Source organism: Bifidobacterium [indicum] DSM 20214 = LMG 11587 (assembly GCF_000706765.1).
Taxonomy (GTDB): Bacteria; Actinomycetota; Actinomycetes; order Actinomycetales; family Bifidobacteriaceae; genus Bombiscardovia; species Bombiscardovia coryneformis.
This window is the reverse complement of sequence record NZ_CP006018.1, coordinates 1055019-1070519: the sequence shown is the minus strand read 5'-3', so window position 1 is coordinate 1070519 and position 15501 is coordinate 1055019. Positions and strand designations below refer to the sequence as shown.

The 15501-nt window shown below is 55.2% G+C and carries 16 protein-coding genes; 9 read left to right on the top strand and 7 right to left on the bottom strand.

Annotated features, from left to right (window positions below):
- Positions 1-3: 3 nt before the first annotated feature.
- Positions 4-531 carry a hypothetical protein gene (locus tag BINDI_RS04185; protein WP_033490279.1) on the top strand — a complete coding sequence of 176 codons (528 nt, stop codon included), beginning with the start codon at positions 4-6 and terminating at the stop codon, positions 529-531.
- 154 nt (positions 532-685) lie between these two features.
- Here BINDI_RS04185 and BINDI_RS07505 read toward each other — a convergent pair whose 3' ends face one another.
- Together BINDI_RS07505 and BINDI_RS04180 are read right to left on the bottom strand one after the other, a co-directional pair.
- Positions 686-832, bottom strand: coding sequence for a hypothetical protein (locus tag BINDI_RS07505; protein WP_158332596.1), 147 nt, complete (start codon positions 830-832; stop codon positions 686-688).
- Positions 833-917: 85 nt separating this feature from the next.
- A complete protein-coding gene (locus BINDI_RS04180; protein ID WP_033490277.1) occupies positions 918-1475 on the bottom strand; it encodes a PadR family transcriptional regulator in 558 nt (185 codons plus the stop codon).
- A 256-nt stretch (positions 1476-1731) separates the two neighbouring features.
- Between BINDI_RS04180 and BINDI_RS04175 the strand changes: the two genes are divergently transcribed.
- From BINDI_RS04175 to BINDI_RS04165, 5 genes are all read left to right on the top strand, one after another.
- Entirely contained in the window at positions 1732-2706 is a 975-nt protein-coding gene (locus BINDI_RS04175) for an ABC transporter ATP-binding protein (protein ID WP_052108775.1), read from the top strand.
- Positions 2703-3488 (top strand): ABC transporter permease, encoded by a 786-nt coding sequence (locus BINDI_RS04170; protein WP_052108773.1) that lies wholly within the window; start codon positions 2703-2705, stop codon positions 3486-3488. The genes BINDI_RS04175 and BINDI_RS04170 overlap by 4 nt, the downstream gene beginning before the upstream one ends.
- A gap of 26 nt (positions 3489-3514) precedes the next feature.
- Entirely contained in the window at positions 3515-4150 is a 636-nt protein-coding gene (locus tag BINDI_RS07445) for a hypothetical protein (RefSeq protein ID WP_158332595.1), read from the top strand.
- A gap of 2 nt (positions 4151-4152) precedes the next feature.
- Positions 4153-4326, top strand: a complete 174-nt coding sequence (locus BINDI_RS07500) for a hypothetical protein (RefSeq protein ID WP_158332594.1) — start codon at positions 4153-4155, stop codon at positions 4324-4326.
- A 71-nt stretch (positions 4327-4397) separates the two neighbouring features.
- On the top strand, positions 4398-4835 hold the full coding sequence (locus BINDI_RS04165; protein WP_033490275.1) for a phosphotransferase: 438 nt from the start codon (positions 4398-4400) through the stop codon (positions 4833-4835).
- 287 nt (positions 4836-5122) lie between these two features.
- Here the strand turns inward: BINDI_RS04165 and BINDI_RS04160 are convergent, their stop codons facing one another.
- From BINDI_RS04160 to BINDI_RS04145, 4 genes are read right to left on the bottom strand one after another with little or no spacing between them, the layout of a single operon-like run.
- The gene (locus tag BINDI_RS04160; RefSeq protein ID WP_033490273.1) at positions 5123-5698 is read right to left on the bottom strand and encodes a cysteine hydrolase family protein; all 576 of its coding nucleotides are present in this window, start codon (positions 5696-5698) and stop codon (positions 5123-5125) included.
- Between the two features lie 54 nt (positions 5699-5752).
- The gene (locus tag BINDI_RS04155; protein WP_033490271.1) at positions 5753-7246 is read right to left on the bottom strand and encodes a purine-cytosine permease family protein; all 1494 of its coding nucleotides are present in this window, start codon (positions 7244-7246) and stop codon (positions 5753-5755) included.
- A 38-nt stretch (positions 7247-7284) separates the two neighbouring features.
- A complete protein-coding gene (locus BINDI_RS04150) occupies positions 7285-8256 on the bottom strand; it encodes a PfkB family carbohydrate kinase (RefSeq protein WP_033490270.1) in 972 nt (323 codons plus the stop codon).
- Positions 8257-8258: 2 nt separating this feature from the next.
- Positions 8259-9299, bottom strand: a complete 1041-nt coding sequence (locus BINDI_RS04145) for an ADP-ribosylglycohydrolase family protein (protein WP_033490268.1) — start codon at positions 9297-9299, stop codon at positions 8259-8261.
- A 413-nt stretch (positions 9300-9712) separates the two neighbouring features.
- On the opposite strand from BINDI_RS04145, the gene BINDI_RS04140 reads away from it, so the two are divergent.
- Entirely contained in the window at positions 9713-10309 is a 597-nt protein-coding gene (locus tag BINDI_RS04140) for a cysteine peptidase family C39 domain-containing protein (RefSeq protein WP_148301978.1), read from the top strand.
- A 239-nt stretch (positions 10310-10548) separates the two neighbouring features.
- Here BINDI_RS04140 and BINDI_RS07155 read toward each other — a convergent pair whose 3' ends face one another.
- Entirely contained in the window at positions 10549-11523 is a 975-nt protein-coding gene (locus tag BINDI_RS07155; protein ID WP_052108770.1) for a helix-turn-helix transcriptional regulator, read from the bottom strand.
- Positions 11524-11680: 157 nt separating this feature from the next.
- On the opposite strand from BINDI_RS07155, the gene BINDI_RS04130 reads away from it, so the two are divergent.
- Both BINDI_RS04130 and BINDI_RS04125 read left to right on the top strand, forming a co-directional pair.
- Positions 11681-13720 (top strand): ABC transporter ATP-binding protein, encoded by a 2040-nt coding sequence (locus BINDI_RS04130; protein WP_330935007.1) that lies wholly within the window; start codon positions 11681-11683, stop codon positions 13718-13720.
- Complete coding sequence (locus BINDI_RS04125) at positions 13721-15478, top strand: ABC transporter ATP-binding protein (protein WP_033490263.1); 1758 nt, start codon at positions 13721-13723, stop codon at positions 15476-15478. It abuts the gene before it with no gap.
- Positions 15479-15501: the final 23 nt, after the last annotated feature.

Here is a 15501-nt window from a genome sequence, read left to right as displayed (position 1 = left end):
ACCATGTCTAGCTATATTCAATCAGCAAATTCAACATATGATGCTGCAAGTATCAGTCCTGTTCCGCATCCGGGTGCGGCTGTCGCGCCACCGGAACCGTATCGAGGCATCTACTCCATGCCCATGTTTATGACCTTGGAAAGTGGCAGTCTAGAGGAATCAGAGGAATTCTGGACCAAGGGACTGGGCTTCATCAGCCTGTACGCTATGCCGGGCGTTCTGATCCATTTGCGCCGCTGGGCCTTCCAGGATGTACTTATCTGCAAAAGTGATTCCAACCCAGGCAATTCCCAGACCACTATACAGTCGACAGTAGGCCTGAGCCTGGCAGTTACCGAAAATCAGATTACAGCGATGGTCAGAGCCTGTGAGAAACTGCGGCCAGGTTCCACCTCCGCCCCGGTCCGTATGCCGTGGAACTCCATCGAGGCCAGGATTCAGACGCCCGAAAACCTGGCTCTTACCTTGACTGCAGCTTTAGCGGTCGATGACCGGCAGGCAGAGGACTATCTTCGTGAACATGGTCGATGAGCACAAACAAGAGTTGCTGACCGGAGATCAGGATTTGCGGGAGGAAAATCGCCTTTAACGAATATGCCTCGCTACATCAACGAAGCGGGGTGGTGTGCGGGTTTGATCCACGAGCCAACAAGGCCTGCTACGGCAATAAGGTTGATGACCTTGGTCATGATGGCTGGATGGCGTTAAGAAGGGGGGCGTCCACCCATCGCCACAGCAAGGCCAGGCACACGCCCAGTAGGCAGTTGAGCAGCATGTAGGCCGCGAACACGGCCGTGAGCCAGGCCGCCTGGAATATCAGTTGGTGTTTCATGCCGGAATCTCCTTCACCGGTAAGCCTCATTCTTGGCTCCTACGAGCAAGGCATCGGCCGTTGACTCGTTACTCTATCGGGAGAACTATGCGTTGTAATATGACGGAAGCCTGTTGAGAAAGTCCATCAGCCAGGTTTTTTCTGCAACTATGGCAGCTTTTTCGCGATAGAAGATTTCTTTTATGTACGATATTCTCGCTGTCTCCGGTGGAAACCATTTCCCCATTTCACTGTCGAATGATTCAATAAACGAAGAATAGTACCGTATTCGTTTTAGACAGGCGTTTGATATTTCTTCTTGGGGTAGAAAAGGGATAAATGACAGTATTGGCATAAGGTCGCCCGGCTGTGGATCATGATCATTGAGCTGTTCTCGTAGAAGGGAATAGAACTCTTTCTTTCCCTGTTCTGTTATGCGATATAGATACTGTGTAGGCCGATTTTCCGGCTTTATGGTTGAATCAAACTTCAACATACCGTTTTTTGTCAGGCTCTTTAACTGGTTGTATACAGAAGCTCTTGCAATGCCGGCCCATTTATCCGCATTCCAGTTTTTTAGCTCTTTTTCAATCTCGTATCCGTATGTCGGTTCTCGCAGAGTAACCACGCCGAGAACCAGCAGTTTTGTGCTGTTTGCGCCCACTTTATCTCCATATATCTAATAGTCGGCTGCTCTAATAACAAAAGCTAACATTGAGTGTATCTTTCTCCGCATTGCTATTATAAAAAATAAGCGTATAGTCAATTTTGCCTAATATAAATGAGACCGTGTTAGGACCAATGGAATCTTCGAAAGAAACAAGAAGGACCCTGTTCCAATTGGATTTCGGATCAGCATCCAGGGAGTCCATGGAAGAAACCGTGCGATTGTTCACTGAAGAAGTAAGAGGGAAACTCGTATGACCGGAGAACTCGTAGTGGAAGTCGACAATATCTCGAAGAGATATAGGTATAGAGGATCCGAGAAAATAGCTCTCTCGAATCTTTCTTTTTCGCTTTCTCAAGGACAGATATTGGGCTTGTTGGGGCCCAATGGGGCGGGGAAGAGTACAGCGTTGAGGATTTTGACGACGTTGTTGAAGCCAGACCAAGGAAATGCTGTCATAGGTGGGTACGATGTCTTGAAACAGGTCCGCCAAGTGCGCCAAAAGATTGGTTATGTTCCTCAGGCTGGAACATTGATGGATGAATCAGTAGTGGCTGACGAGATGATTTTGCAGGGAAGGTGCTTTGGGCTAGACAAGACGCAATCATGGTCTAGGGCCTGTGCGCTTTTGGACCAACTTGGTATCCCTGATCTCTTCAATAAGAAGGCCGGCGACTTGTCAGGAGGTCAGAGGCGTCGCGTCGATATTGCTATGGGGCTGATGAACGAACCGATCATCGCCTTTTTGGATGAGCCGTCTGTAGGACTTGACCCAGATGCGCGCCAGGAGTTAATCGATTTGATTCTACGTATTAGGGATACTCGCGGGACCTCATTTGTGGTGACGACCCACTATATAGAAGAGGCTGAGCAGCTTGCTGACCAAATAACGATTATTGATGGTGGAATCAAGATCGAGGAGGGCACGCCTCATGAACTCTCGCGTAAGTACGCCTTGAGTACGGTGACATTTACCGTCTTTGGCATGGGTATTGAAAAAGCGGTTGCGGGCATTGCAACGTTCCCTGATGTGGCTTCAATTACCTGGGAGCATACAGAAAACCGGCGTTATCTTATTCGCTATCGAACCAATGCGGCTGCAGAACTCATTCCCGTTGTGGCGAGTTTTTTGGAAAGTCGCAAGATCAACATCGAGTCGGTCGATATGGAAAAAGGCAGCCTAAACAAGGCTTTTCTAACGATCACTGGAAAAGAGACTGCAGTATGAATACCACCGGAGTGTCTCAACAATACTGGCTACGGAGTATGTTCTTTACCTTTGCCCATGAGATGAAAGCGACATTGAAAAGTCCTTATTTTGTCATTGGATCTCTTGCACAGCCTGTGCTGTATCTTTTCCTCTTTGGGCCAACATTGACCGGTATACCGGAAATAAGCTCAGGGGGTGCGGGGGGTGCATATGGGGTATTCGTTCCAGCTTTGTTCGTCCAGCTGGCCATCTTCAGCAGTTCCTTCGCTGGTATTTCCTTGGTTACGGAGTACCGGTCGGGAGCTTTTGAACGCTTGTTCGCCACGCCGGTAAGCCGGTCGGCAATGCTGGCGGGGAAAGTGGTGAAGGACTCCCTGGTTGTAGTAGCGGAAATGATTATTGTGCTCCTGCTGGCTTATCCCCTCGGCTATAGAACCAGTGGATTGGGGCTTGTTGTCGATATGCTCCTGGTATTCCTTACAGCAGTCAGCTTTTCCTCCCTGTCCTACCTTGTGGCAATCCTCACCAAGCAGGAGGATGCTTTGTCGTCCATTTTTAATGCCGTGCTGCTTCCGCTTATCCTGCTATCAGGCATCCTCATACCTGTAGATTTCGGCCCCCATTGGCTGAGAATCTTATCAAGATTCAACCCGCTTACTTACATTGTCGAAGGTGCCAGGCAGGCAGTAGGCGTCGGAATGAGCAAAGGGACAGCAGTGTCCATAATTGTCGCTTTCATCCTTGCAGTCATCTGTTTCGGGGCGGCGGCACAAGCCTTCAAGGGGAAGAGAAGAACATGATGGATGTAAGAAGCCTCCACAAGTACATGGAATTGGATCAGATTAACTCGATATCGGTGTCTACCGGCGATATACAAGTTCTTGTATTATCTTCGAAATATCCTGGGATTTATTTCCGTTCTTGCGACGAAAGCAGTTTCACCGCGACTAAGACGCGTGGAGATGCTCTGGCCATCACTCAGCGGATTCCCTTCTGGAATAGTGAATTCAGGAAGGGAAGACCTTCACTGCCCTGGTTGTGGGCTGATCCCTTGCTGGTGATTGCTTTACGGGAACAAAACGCACTTTGTGAGTTGAATGTACAGGTCTCATCCGGTTCGGCTCGTATCGCTGGCATAGATGTCAGGAAACTCGGTTGCAAGGTTTCTGCCGGGTCCTTGCGGATACAGTACAGTTCATGCGAGTTTGCGACATTTTCAGTTACAAATAGCAGCGTCGTCTCAAAATCGTTAAAGGTGAAAGAAGAGTGTTCCGTTTCCGCTTCATCGTCAAGAGTAGTTTTAACTGACAGCTTTCAACCAGAAAACGGGTATCAGATAAGGTCGAATAATGGATCGTTGCGGTTAGGGGCTCAGCGTTTTCCTGGAACCGTAGTTAAGGAAAAAACAGGATCGCCTTTATATGTAGTTGAAAGCGATAATTCAAGAGTGGAAATTTTATAGGCTTGAAAGAGCAGAAAGATGATTGTTGTTTTGTTTTCCTGAATTCCTTCGACGAAATGGTAATCGAGCAGCCGTATGACAAGATTGCGGCGCAAACAGGCTCCTTTATTGCTCGACTGCATATTGGATTGAAGCGCTTTGCTCCTCAGAGAGAGAAACAACCTGCTGATCCGTAGTCAGCGTGTCCGAAATGAGTAGATTAAAGGAATCGATACCTGGCCAAAGTGATATATACGATTCGTGGATCATGCTTAGGGATGCACAAGGTTCGCCTGAGCTTGAGAAGGGAGTCGTACACGCTGATATTCATCCCGGCAATGTAGTTGTTTCTGAAGACGGGGACCTGAAAGGTGTTATCGATTTTGATGATTGCTATTACGGATCAATTCTATTTGACTTGTCTATAGCTGCAATGTCCTTCTCTTTCGAGTCTGCCTGCAAACCTAACTGGAATCGTGCTGCGAAAGTGGTGCATGCTTATGAAGATGAACGCAGCAAAGTGGACTACAGGCTCCTATATTGGAGCATGATTGTCAATTGCTTCCGTTTTTACGTGTACACCGTTCCGTTGACCCTCCAAGATGGTTTTGAGGCCAAGGAAAATCCCTATTTTAAAAGAGCCCATTTTCTTATGGATAGGCATATCTTCGATGCTTACTCTAAGCGCTTAGAAAGGGATAGTTGATAGAGCGAGAGTCTGAAGGAATCATAAAGTTGTCGTCCACCACTGGCATGCGAACGTTAGCCAGAATTACATGGTCCCAATGTAGGTATACAAACGATAACTGGCGATATCGTTCAGACCATTGATGTCGATGGTAATAGGGCTGGCGCGGCGAGTCAGGGGAATGGACTATCTGGCTGATTTATCTGTATCAGGTAGCGGCAGTGCGGTGAGTTGGTGCAGTTGCGTCCTTTCTATCTCGCGACGAGAAGAGCCCAACTCACGGATAAATGAAGAAGTGTCTAAGGTCAGTCTGCTTGGCGCTCCCTCAGCAGCGAGTCGGTATCTGTGATGGTGATTAACGGTGTGAACAGAGCCATCGTATCGATTGCCAGCTTGTGATTCTCCAACGTAGATCCGGCGCAGGCATCGGCTGCCAACCGAACGGCAATGCCTTGGTCTGCGGCCGCCAAGGCTGTCTGCAACACACAGGCATCGGTGGCAACACCACAAAGGGCTATCCTCTGGGATCCTTCCACTGCCGTCTGCAATTCCGGCCCCCACTTGCCGTAAGTGCTGAGTGAGACGATTGGGTGCCCCTTGGCGAGTTCAGCGGTCTCTGGTGTGAGGTCGTACATGGGATCGTCGGGGGCCACCAGAAATTCCGACCAGTCCTTCATGTATTCCACCCAGGCACCTTTTGGCGGTTGCGGCGCAATGTATCTGGTGTAGGCAACGCGGTTGCCGTATGCCTTGGCGAGGCGAGTGTAGTTCTTGTCGGTCTGATAGTAGGCGCCGTCGGAGCAGGCCCAACGGGACCACTCATTGTGGGCGAATACCTCCTGGCGGTCAATGACCACCAGCCATTCGTCGTCATTGATCATGGCTGTTTCCTTTCACGCAGAGGGTGCGGAACACATCCCTCTGCGTTTTCAGCTTCAGTCGGTGGTTTTAGTGGATTTGGCCGGCTCCCGGATGCCCTCCTGCCGGCGGATGCTGGCCTTCTGGAAGAGGAGAGTCCCCAGGAATCCGACAACCAAGGCTACGATGACACCCAGGTTTGCTGCCGCCCAGGTTCCGTCCTTGCCTCCGATGGGGCCCAAGAGGTATCCCTGCCAGTTGAGCCAGCTGGCTGCAGAGTTCACCACAAGTCCCCATCCAAGGAATGTGGCGATGGCAAGGATGGCAAAAGCGGTGATGCTCCACGAGCCGTATCGTCCTTCGGGGCGGTAGAGGTCGGTGGTGTCATAGTCCTTTCGGCGAAGCAGAACATCGGCCACGAACATGCCTGCCCAGGCGGCCATGGGTACGCCGAGTGTAATCAGGAAGCCCTGGAAGGGGCCGATGAACGTGGAGGAGAAGAAGGTCACGTAGACTACGCCGATCACGGTGAGTACGGCGGTGGTGGCTGCCGCGAGTGTCCGGGGGAGCCGGATGCCGAAGGAGAGCAGGGCCAGACCGTTGGAGTAGTTATCCATGATGGCCCCTGACATCAGCCCCAGCACCGAGACGATGGTGAATGGGATCAGATACCAGGTGGGCAATACACTGGCCATGGCGCCGATGGGATCGTTGCCTACGTTTTCGGACAGGGCCCCGTTGGAGATGGCGAGGAGCAGGCCGTAGACGATGAGGAAGATGTTGGCGATGGATGCGCTGAAGGTTGTCCAGACGACGATTCCGGTGTTGGAGGCGCTATGAGGCAGGTACCTGGAGTAGTCCGCTGCGATGTTGACCCATCCCAGGCCGAAGCCTGTCATGACGAAGAAGCAGCAGCCCAGCATGGCGGGCAGTGAGCCGGATTGGGCGGAGGAGATTGCCGAGAAGTCGATATTGCCCCAGCCGATGATGAAGAAGCCGGCAATCACGATGGCGGTGACGATGGTGATGACCTGCTGAAGACGCATGATCAGGTCATATCCGTAGATGCCCGCAACCACAACCAGCCCGGTGATTACCAAGGTTGAGATGATTTTGGGGCCTGACCCTGAACCCCAGCCCAGCTTTTCGACGGTCGAAGACGATGCCAGCACAGCCGTGGTCGTCAAGGATATCTCCCAGCCCAGTGTCGCTATCCATGACATGGCGGCCGGCACCTTGGCGCCCTCCACGCCGAAAATGGCCCGGGTGAGGACCATGGTCGGAGCGTTGCCGCGCTTGCCTGCAATGGAGATGATGCCGACAAGCAGGAAGGAGATGACGACACCTGCGATGGTGGTCAATGTGGCCTGCCAGAAGGAGATGCCGAATCCCAGCGCCCAGGCTCCATAGGACATGGCCAGCACCGAGATGTTGGCGGAGAACCAGGGCCAGAAGAGGCTTGAGGGCTTGCCCTTGCGCTCGGACTCGGCGATGGTGTCGATGCCTTGGGCCTCAACGCTTAGGGCTGAGGCTTTGCCGGTCCCTTCTCTTGATGCATTGCGCTCATTCATGTTGCTTCCTTATTCGTGTGGTGTTCGTTGCCGGATTGTCAGGCGCATGTCGTGTTGGTATTGGTGAAGTCCTGGATTTCCTGTGGTGTGGGGCAGGTGGCCGGGCCGGTTTTCGTCACGGACAAGGCCGCGGCTGCATTGGCGTAGGAGATTGCGTCGGACAGGGGCACCCCCTTGCTCAGTAGCGCACAGAGAACTCCAGCATGGCAGTCGCCTGCCCCATTGGTGTCCACCGGAGTGACGGGGAAGCCGGGTATGTGTCGGACCTGGTCGTCCTGACAGAGCCAGGCACCGTGGGGACCGACGTGCACAATCAGAGTCGATCCAAGGGCTTGGGACAGGCGCAGGTAGGCCTCCGGGGCGCCGTCTTCCCCTCCGTCTGTATCGTCAGGCCATTCCATCCCGATTTTCCGTGCGATGATTGGCGCTTCTCGAAGGTTGCAGGACCAGATGGGGGAGTAGCCCACCAGGGCTCGCACCACTGCCTTGTCTTCGGCCTGCCCGAACACGGGTGAGGCATCGAAAATCGTTGTGAAACGCCTTGGGCCTGGGTGGGATTGAAGAAATCGGAGCAGCGCCTGGGCAGTACGGTGCACCAAGGTGTACCCGCTGAGATACACCACGTCCGCGGGCTCGGGGTCTACCTGGTCGAAGGCTTCGGGGTCGCCCTCCGCTTCGGCACCGCGCACGGAGATGAAGGTGCGTTCTGCCTGATTGTCTGTGAGGGCGATGGAGAAACCGTTGTCGCAGTCAAGGCGGGTTGCGCCAATATGCTTGATGCCCTCGTCTTTCAAGGTCTTACGGATGAGTGCGGCATTGGGTCCGGTTCCCAAGAGTCCGGCGAAGCAGGCCTGCTGTCCCATCTGTCGTACAGCGTGGAGGAGATTGTATCCACCCCCCACCAGCTGGGAGGAACTGGAGGCGAAGATGTCTTCGCCTGCGACTGGAACGTTTGGCACTCGCAGGGTGGTATCCACCACGATCTGACCCAAGGATATGACATTGCCCATGGTTACTGTGCCCGCCTGTCCTGGCGATTCCGCAGGTTCACCAGCCGCCGGGCGATGGGTGCCAGGTCGAGCTTGGACACGGATGCCACCTGGTCGAGGAGATCTTTGGGGAAACCGCCGATACCGTTGCAGGCCCCGAGTACGGCACCTGCCATAGCGGCAATGGTATCCGTATCGCCGCCCAGGTTGGCTGCGCTAAGAAGTGCTTCCGTGGGCTTTTCCGCGAACCTCCATGCCAGCGCGAAGGCCGTCGGCACGGACTCGTTGGCTTCCACGGAGCTGCCGCACTCCGCGCGTAGCCGGTCCTCGAACTCGTCGTTGCTGATCGAAGCGCTGGCCTGGGCCAGGTCTATGGAAATTCGTGCACGGGTCAGTACGTTGGCCTTGGGGCTCCATGCTGCCGGAACCTGCATACCGGACACTGCGGTGAGCGCCGACTGGAGCGCCTGATGAGTATCCGCTCCATTCATCCCGTAGCTTACGGCTGCGGCGACCAGGGCCGCTCCTTGGAAGCCGGGGAGAGTGTCATGGGTGACCTGGCAGGACTCGTATACGCGCCGGGCGAATCGGTCCGTGTCGCCCTTGATTGGTGTGGCGATGCCCACGGGTGTCACGCGCATGGCGGCACCGTTGGTGCAGCCGGTTTTGCCGGTGCCCGCAATGTCGGCTCCGGCCCGTACCTCCTCCAAGGCAAGCTTGGTGGATGGGCCCAGTAGGTCGTGGGATCCACGGGCTCGCATGCTGTCTTCCCAGCGCAGCAGGCTCTGAGCAAAGGTCTGGGGGTCGATATGGCCTTCGCCCTGGATGAGCAGGTCAGCCACGATGAGGGCCTGATCGGTGTCGTCCGTAACTGACCCGGCTGGCATGTCAGGAGCGATGGGTTGCTCGTGCACCGCATCGCGCAGGGTCGAGATGCGCCCGTAGGTCGTTTTGATGTCCTGGTCGCTCATGCTCTGGGTGGGCATACCCAGGGCGTCGCCAAGCGAAAGGCCGGACAGCGCCCCCAGCGCCCGGTCCATGGTCTGACTGTCACATGTTGTCATGGTTGAGCCTTACCCTGCGATTGGAGTCTGTGACCATTGTCGGTTGGCCTGGTCTTCCGTGTCATATCTTCAGTATCGCAAGAGTTGTGTACCTGTCCAGCCCCGGTCTGGCTCAGTGAGGTTTCCGGGAACTGAGCTGAGGAGGGGCTCTAAAATGTCTTTCGCATGATTGCGATTCGACCAGCCTCTGAACTCACTGCCTAGCTTGGTCTTGCTAGTAGGAGTACAAGGTGCTTCACGGATCCGTAGGATTTGTGTATTTATGCCAAGTTGTCGTGAAACAGGCAATAATGATATTGAATTGGTGAAGTAATGGAGACGCCTACATGTTGTTCGCAGCTGTTTGGCACTGGCACGCTGTATTTCGGTCCAGGCTTGTGGGGCGAAGAGGGGACCTGGCAAAGGAGTACGAAGTGACCATACCCGGTACGGTTTTGGAGTCTCATCGATATCCGCAACATGCTCTGCTTCGAGACATCGTCTTGCCCGGCGGAGCGACGCTGTCGCGACTGGAGTGGGAAGACAACTGTTGCGGTCTGGCATGTATCCAGACGATTCTGGATGCCGAAGGACTCTCTGTACCGACTCTTGATACCTTGTTGGCTGAGGGGATTGAGAGCGGAGCCTATGATGCTGCGAAAGGGTGGATACTGCAGGGTCTTCTTGAATTGGGACGTTCCTATGGCTTGGATGGTGAGGTTTTCCCGGAAGCATCGATTGGTTTTTTGGAGAGTCTACCTGCAGTCCAAATCACTCCGATTGTTTCCGTGTCCTGCAACTTCCCAATGACCCCAAGTGCAAAAGGCGGACACTTGGTCGTATTCCGTGGCACTCAAGTATCGAACGCAAAAGGTGAAGTCTGCTATTGCGATGATCCCTCGACCCAGGGAGCCATCGTCGATGAAGTGGAGCGGACCAGATTTTGGTCGAGTTTCTCAGGCCGTGCGCTCATTTTGAAAAGCGCGAGAACCTGGCAGGGGCTGAGCTCGGTTATCGCGGATAAGCACTAATAAGCACAGCTGTTATGCGCAGAAGAAGAGACCGTGGGATCGGGTGAAGGCGGGCAAAGATACGCGCTACCTGGGAGTGAGCGCCACGTACGCCTGGCAGTTCGAGAAAGCCCAGTTCGTTGCGGCAGTCCACGGATGGCCCCCTTGTTTCCATGCAGAGCAACATGAACCTGCTCTACAGGGAGGAGGAACGTGAGATGATTCCCCTCTGCCAAGCGGATGCAGCGCTTGCAGCGAGCTCAATCGCTACGATTGCTCAACTCGCGCCAAACGATCGGGGCAACTCCGGTTTCCCGGGTGAAAGCCGCGCTGAATGAGCTGGGGCGCTCGTATCCGACCTGCCGTCCAATCCAGGCAACGTCCTCATCGGTGGACGAGAGGAGACGGCGGGCCCGGTTCATTCTTCGCTCTCTGATGTACTTGGCCAGACTTGTGCCGGTCTGACTCCTGAAGGCGAGACATAAACGTGTTCGTCCTACATACAGGGATCGGGCTATCTGTTCGAGGGAGAGGTCGCCGCCCAGGTGGGTTTGGATGTGGGTTTTGACCTGTTGGACCAGGTCCTGGTCGCGTGACGATTCGTGGCCATGCGCAAAGGCGGAGGAAGTTTGGGCCAGCCTTGCCAGGAGGAGGTCGATGTGTGCTTTTATGAGGAACTCCGTCTGGTCCGGTCTTCCGGGGGCGAGTGTTGACAGGGCGGTTGAAGCTGCCAGGGCAATATCGGACGGCCAGGGTTGGACGAAGGTGTCGAAAAGTCCCTTGACCTGGCCGGGCCACTGGCTTTCCAGCTCCATGAAATACTCGGGCAGGATGCAGATACTCCGGGTCAGCGAGCGTGAGCCCGCCGGTATGCGGTAGGTGACTGATCCCGCCTGCTGGACCAGAGAAACCATATTGCCTTCCTGCATCGTAAATGGCTGCACTCCATAAGGGGAGGCATTGGATGCCGGGCTCTCGTCCATGGTCAGGCAGGCGTAATCGGTCATGGAGTACTCGCTGAAGTTCACCTCGCGCAGGAAGGTGATGTCGTGCCATATGACCAGGCAATATGGACCCGCCGGATTGGCTTGGAACCTACCTCGGCAGATGTCGTTATCAACCTGCCCCACCAGTCCTGCCGATCGGTGATGGAGTTCCATGCCGAGTTGCTCCGCCTGGGGGCGGTACAGGGTCTGTAGCTCGCGGGACTCGGAGCGTATTGCGTGGTCTGTCATTGCTCACCTGGTTTCATCCTGCCGGCTTTTACGACAATCTCGGCAGACTTTCGCTTTCGTCCCCACCTTTTATGGATTCATCCGCCGCTCGGTGACGGTCTTTCGACCAGTGGCTTCTCAGATTACGTTCGATGGCAGCGGACGACAAGGGTTTTGGATGAAAATCAGGAGGAAAGAGATGACCACAGACCAGTCGGATTCGGGAAGCGAACCGAATCCTGTAGAAGGCAGGGCACAAGGCGGGGGAGGTGCGCCTGACCGTGAGAGACTGCATGGGCGTAGCTCCTTGATGCAATTGCTGGATTTCGCCGGCCCGCGTAAGGTGTTCTCCTATCTCGGCTGTTGCTTGTCTGCCCTCTCCACGATTGCCGGCTTTGGGCCATACATCTGCATATGGTTGGCGGTAAAGGACCTTCTCGCTGTTGCTCCGGGGTGGTCGCAAGCTACGGGAATAGCCGCATACGGATGGATAGGATTAGGGCTTGCGGCGGCTTCCGTCATTCTGTATTGTGCAGGGCTGCTGATGGCGCACCTGGCGGCTTTCCGAAGCGCATCCAACATGCGCAAAGCGGCCATAGGCCACTTGCTGAGCCTTCCTCTGGGATATTTCGACCTCCATGCCTCCGGCGAGCTGCGCCGAACCATTGATGGCTCGGCGGGTGATACCGAGAATCTTCTCGCCCATATCCTCCCCGACGCGGCTGGATCCTTCGCCATGATTCTGGGCATGCCGATACTGATGCTGGTCTTCGACTGGCGTATGGGCCTGGCCTGCCTCTTCCCCATTCTGATTGCCCTGGTCTGCATCCGCATGATGATGAACGATCAGGGACAGTCCTTTATGACGGAATACCAGGATGCGCTGGTGCGGATGTCGAAGACCGGGACCGAATATGTCCGCGGTATTCCGGTCGTCAAGGTCTTCCAACAGACGGTGTACTCCTTCAAGGCGTTCCATGAGGCCATCGAGCATTACAGCCGAATAGCCAGGACCTATTCCATGAAGGTCTGTCACCTGCCCCAGACCATTCAGATGACTGCCCTGAACGGGACCGTGATCTTCCTGATTCCTGTGGCCATCCTGCTGGCTTCTGGGCAGGGTGACTTCACTTCATTCCTGACTGATTTCGCTTTCTATGCAGTCTTCTCGGGTATGGTTCCTACTGCCATGACCCGTCTCCAGTTCTCCAGCGAGTCCTTCAGCAAGGCCGATGACGCCTTGAACAGAATCACTGGTGTGCTCAGCATTGATCCCCTCGCGGTGTCTGCCGAACCGGAACATCCGAAGTCTGCGGATGCTTCCTTGGATCAGGTGTCGTATACCTATCCGGGTGCCGATCACCCGGCACTGGAGCGGATCGATTTCGAGGTGCCGGAGGGTGAAACCGTGGCCCTGGTCGGCCCTTCAGGAGGCGGCAAATCGACCTGTGCCAGTCTGTTGCCGCGTTTTTGGGATGTGGATTCGGGTAGGGTCGCCGTGGGTGGTATTGATGTCAGATCCATCGATCCACACGATCTGATGGGGCAGGTCGCCTTTGTCTTTCAGACCAACAGACTCTTTTCGACCACCCTCCTGGAGAACGTTCGCGCAGCCAGACCGGAAGCCACTCCCGAGCAGGTCATGGACGCGTTGAGAGCGGCTCAGTGCATGGACATCGTTGACAAGCTTCCCGATGGGCTTGACACCATGCTCGGTTCAGGTGGAATCTACCTTTCCGGGGGAGAGGTCCAGCGCGTGGCCCTGGCCAGGGCAATTCTCAAGGAGTCTCCCATTGTGGTCCTGGATGAGGCGACTGCTTTTGCTGATCCCGAGAACGAGGTCTTGATACAGAAGGCTCTGACCAAGCTGACCCGGGCCGAAGGAGACCGTCGGCGAACCGTGCTCATGATTGCCCACCGTCTATCGACTGTGGCTGATGTCGATCGAATCCTGGTGCTGGATGGGGGCCGCCTGGTTGAGCAGGGTACTCATCGCCAGCTTCTTGACGCGCAGGGTACCTATGCCCGTATCTGGTCTGATTACGAACGGGCGGTCTCCTGGAAGGTCGACAACTCTCCGAAGGCTGCCGGTGAAGCGGGGCGAAATCCCGCAGACTCCACTGCGGATGAGGAGCACACCGTTCCCGGTACAGGGCCATTCGTTGCGGACTTGTCTACCGATGATTCCGACATCCAGAGGGAAGGAGGTGAGGCATAAGTGTTCGCCTCATTCAAGAAGAAGTATGCCCTGTCCGACCAAGGCATGAAGATCGTAGTTCTGGGAACGCTGTGGACCACACTGACCAATCTGATTATCATGGCGGGAACGGCCTCCCTTCTGCTGGTCATGAACGCTTTTGTTGAGCATCTGACGGCAGGGGCGCCTCTGCCGAAAGTCCTGCCCTATCTGGCCGGTCTCCTGGTCTTTGCGCTTATCCTCTTCGGCACCTCCTGGTTCCAGTACAGTTATTCCTACGGTGCGGTTTTCAGTCAGACCGGAACCCAGCGGATCGACCTTGCCGAGCGATTGCGTAAACTGCCGCTCTCCTTTTTCGGGCGGCGTGACCTGGCTGATCTGACCGATACCATTCTGGGTGATGTGGCCACCATGGAACATGCCTACGCCCATGCGCTGAGCCAGCTCTACGGTGCGGTCGTCTCATCCGTCCTGGTCTTCCTGGCCCTTCTGCCCATCAATTGGGCTCTTGATCTGGCTGCCTTCTGGAGTGTGCCGGTGGCCTTCGCCATCATCTTTGCCACTCGGCGATTCGTCGAAGCTGCGTCACAGCGTACGAGACAGGCCCAGATTCGTGTTAGCGACGGTATTCAGGAGGCGCTTGACTGCGTTCGGGAGATTCACGCCACCAACCAGGAAGGCAGGTATCTGGAGAGGCTCTTCTCGACCATCGACGACACCGAAGCCACTACGGTCCGAACCGAGATGACCAATGGTCTCATAATGAACTCCGCGATGGTGGTTTTGAGGTTGGGTGTGGCGACGACCTTCCTGGTGGCTGCCGGATTGATCATTCAGGGCAGGATCGACTTCATGGTCATGTTCCTTTTCCTCCTGATGGTCTCACGGATCTACTCGCCCTTTGATCAGGCGCTGATGCTGGTTTCGGAGCTCTTTCAGTCCCAGGGTTCGGCCCGACGGATTCGCTCCATCACCGAGGAACCCGTAGCTGAGGGGAGTATGGAATTCCATCCCGTAGGGCACGATATCGTCTTCAACCATGTTGCCTTCTCCTATCCTGGCCTTGCGGGTAAGGCGGCAGGTGAGCCAGTTCTTGAAGATGTCGGTTTCACTGCCAAAGAAGGGGAGATCACGGCCCTGGTTGGCCCCTCGGGATCAGGGAAATCAACCTGCGCTCGGTTGGCGGCTCGTTTCTGGGATGCCGCTTCAGGTTCCATCACCGTAGGAGGGGTGGATGTGAGCAAGGTGGATCCGGAGGTTCTCCTGCGAGACTATGCCGTGGTTTTCCAGGACGTGATGCTCTTTGACGACACGGTCATGGGCAATATTCGAATGGGGCGGTGCGGTGCCAGTGACGAGGAGGTGCTGGCTGCGGCCAGGGCCGCCAACTGCGACCAGTTCGTCTCACGTCTGCCACAGGGGTACGAAACGATGATTGGTGAAAACGGTTCCAGACTTTCCGGAGGTGAGCGGCAACGAATCTCCATTGCCAGAGCCATTCTCAAGGACGCCCCGATTGTCCTGCTTGACGAGGCCACTGCCTCCCTGGATGTGGAGAACGAGACGCAGGTGCAGGAAGCCCTGTCGCAATTACTGGTGGGGAAGACCGTCATGGTCATTGCCCACCGGATGCGTACTGTTGAGCAGGCCGACAAGATTGTCGTTCTTGACCATGGGCGTGTGGTCGAGCAGGGTTCTCCGCAGGAGCTTATGGCCGCAGATGGTGAGTTTGCGCGGATGGTTCGCTTGCAGGGCGAGAGCGCAGACTGGTCCTTATAGGGAGAGTCGAGGTTCGACTCATG

Bases quoted from the DNA above. Each gene is read 5' to 3' on its own strand.
- BINDI_RS04170 (WP_052108773.1), top strand. From the start codon at position 2,703: ATGAATACCACCGGAGTGTCTCAACAATACTGGCTACGGAGTATGTTC.
- BINDI_RS04175 (WP_052108775.1), top strand. From the start codon at position 1,732: ATGACCGGAGAACTCGTAGTGGAAGTCGACAATATCTCGAAGAGATAT.
- BINDI_RS07445 (WP_158332595.1), top strand. From the start codon at position 3,515: ATGGAATTGGATCAGATTAACTCGATATCGGTGTCTACCGGCGATATA.
- BINDI_RS04165 (WP_033490275.1), top strand. From the start codon at position 4,398: ATGCTTAGGGATGCACAAGGTTCGCCTGAGCTTGAGAAGGGAGTCGTA.
- BINDI_RS04130 (WP_330935007.1), top strand. From the start codon at position 11,681: ATGAAAATCAGGAGGAAAGAGATGACCACAGACCAGTCGGATTCGGGA.
- BINDI_RS04150 (WP_033490270.1), bottom strand. From the start codon at position 8,256: ATGGGCAATGTCATATCCTTGGGTCAGATCGTGGTGGATACCACCCTG.
- BINDI_RS04145 (WP_033490268.1), bottom strand. From the start codon at position 9,299: ATGACAACATGTGACAGTCAGACCATGGACCGGGCGCTGGGGGCGCTG.
- BINDI_RS04155 (WP_033490271.1), bottom strand. From the start codon at position 7,246: ATGAATGAGCGCAATGCATCAAGAGAAGGGACCGGCAAAGCCTCAGCC.
- BINDI_RS07155 (WP_052108770.1), bottom strand. From the start codon at position 11,523: ATGACAGACCACGCAATACGCTCCGAGTCCCGCGAGCTACAGACCCTG.
- BINDI_RS07505 (WP_158332596.1), bottom strand. From the start codon at position 832: ATGAAACACCAACTGATATTCCAGGCGGCCTGGCTCACGGCCGTGTTC.
- BINDI_RS04185 (WP_033490279.1), top strand. From the start codon at position 4: ATGTCTAGCTATATTCAATCAGCAAATTCAACATATGATGCTGCAAGT.
- BINDI_RS04160 (WP_033490273.1), bottom strand. From the start codon at position 5,698: ATGATCAATGACGACGAATGGCTGGTGGTCATTGACCGCCAGGAGGTA.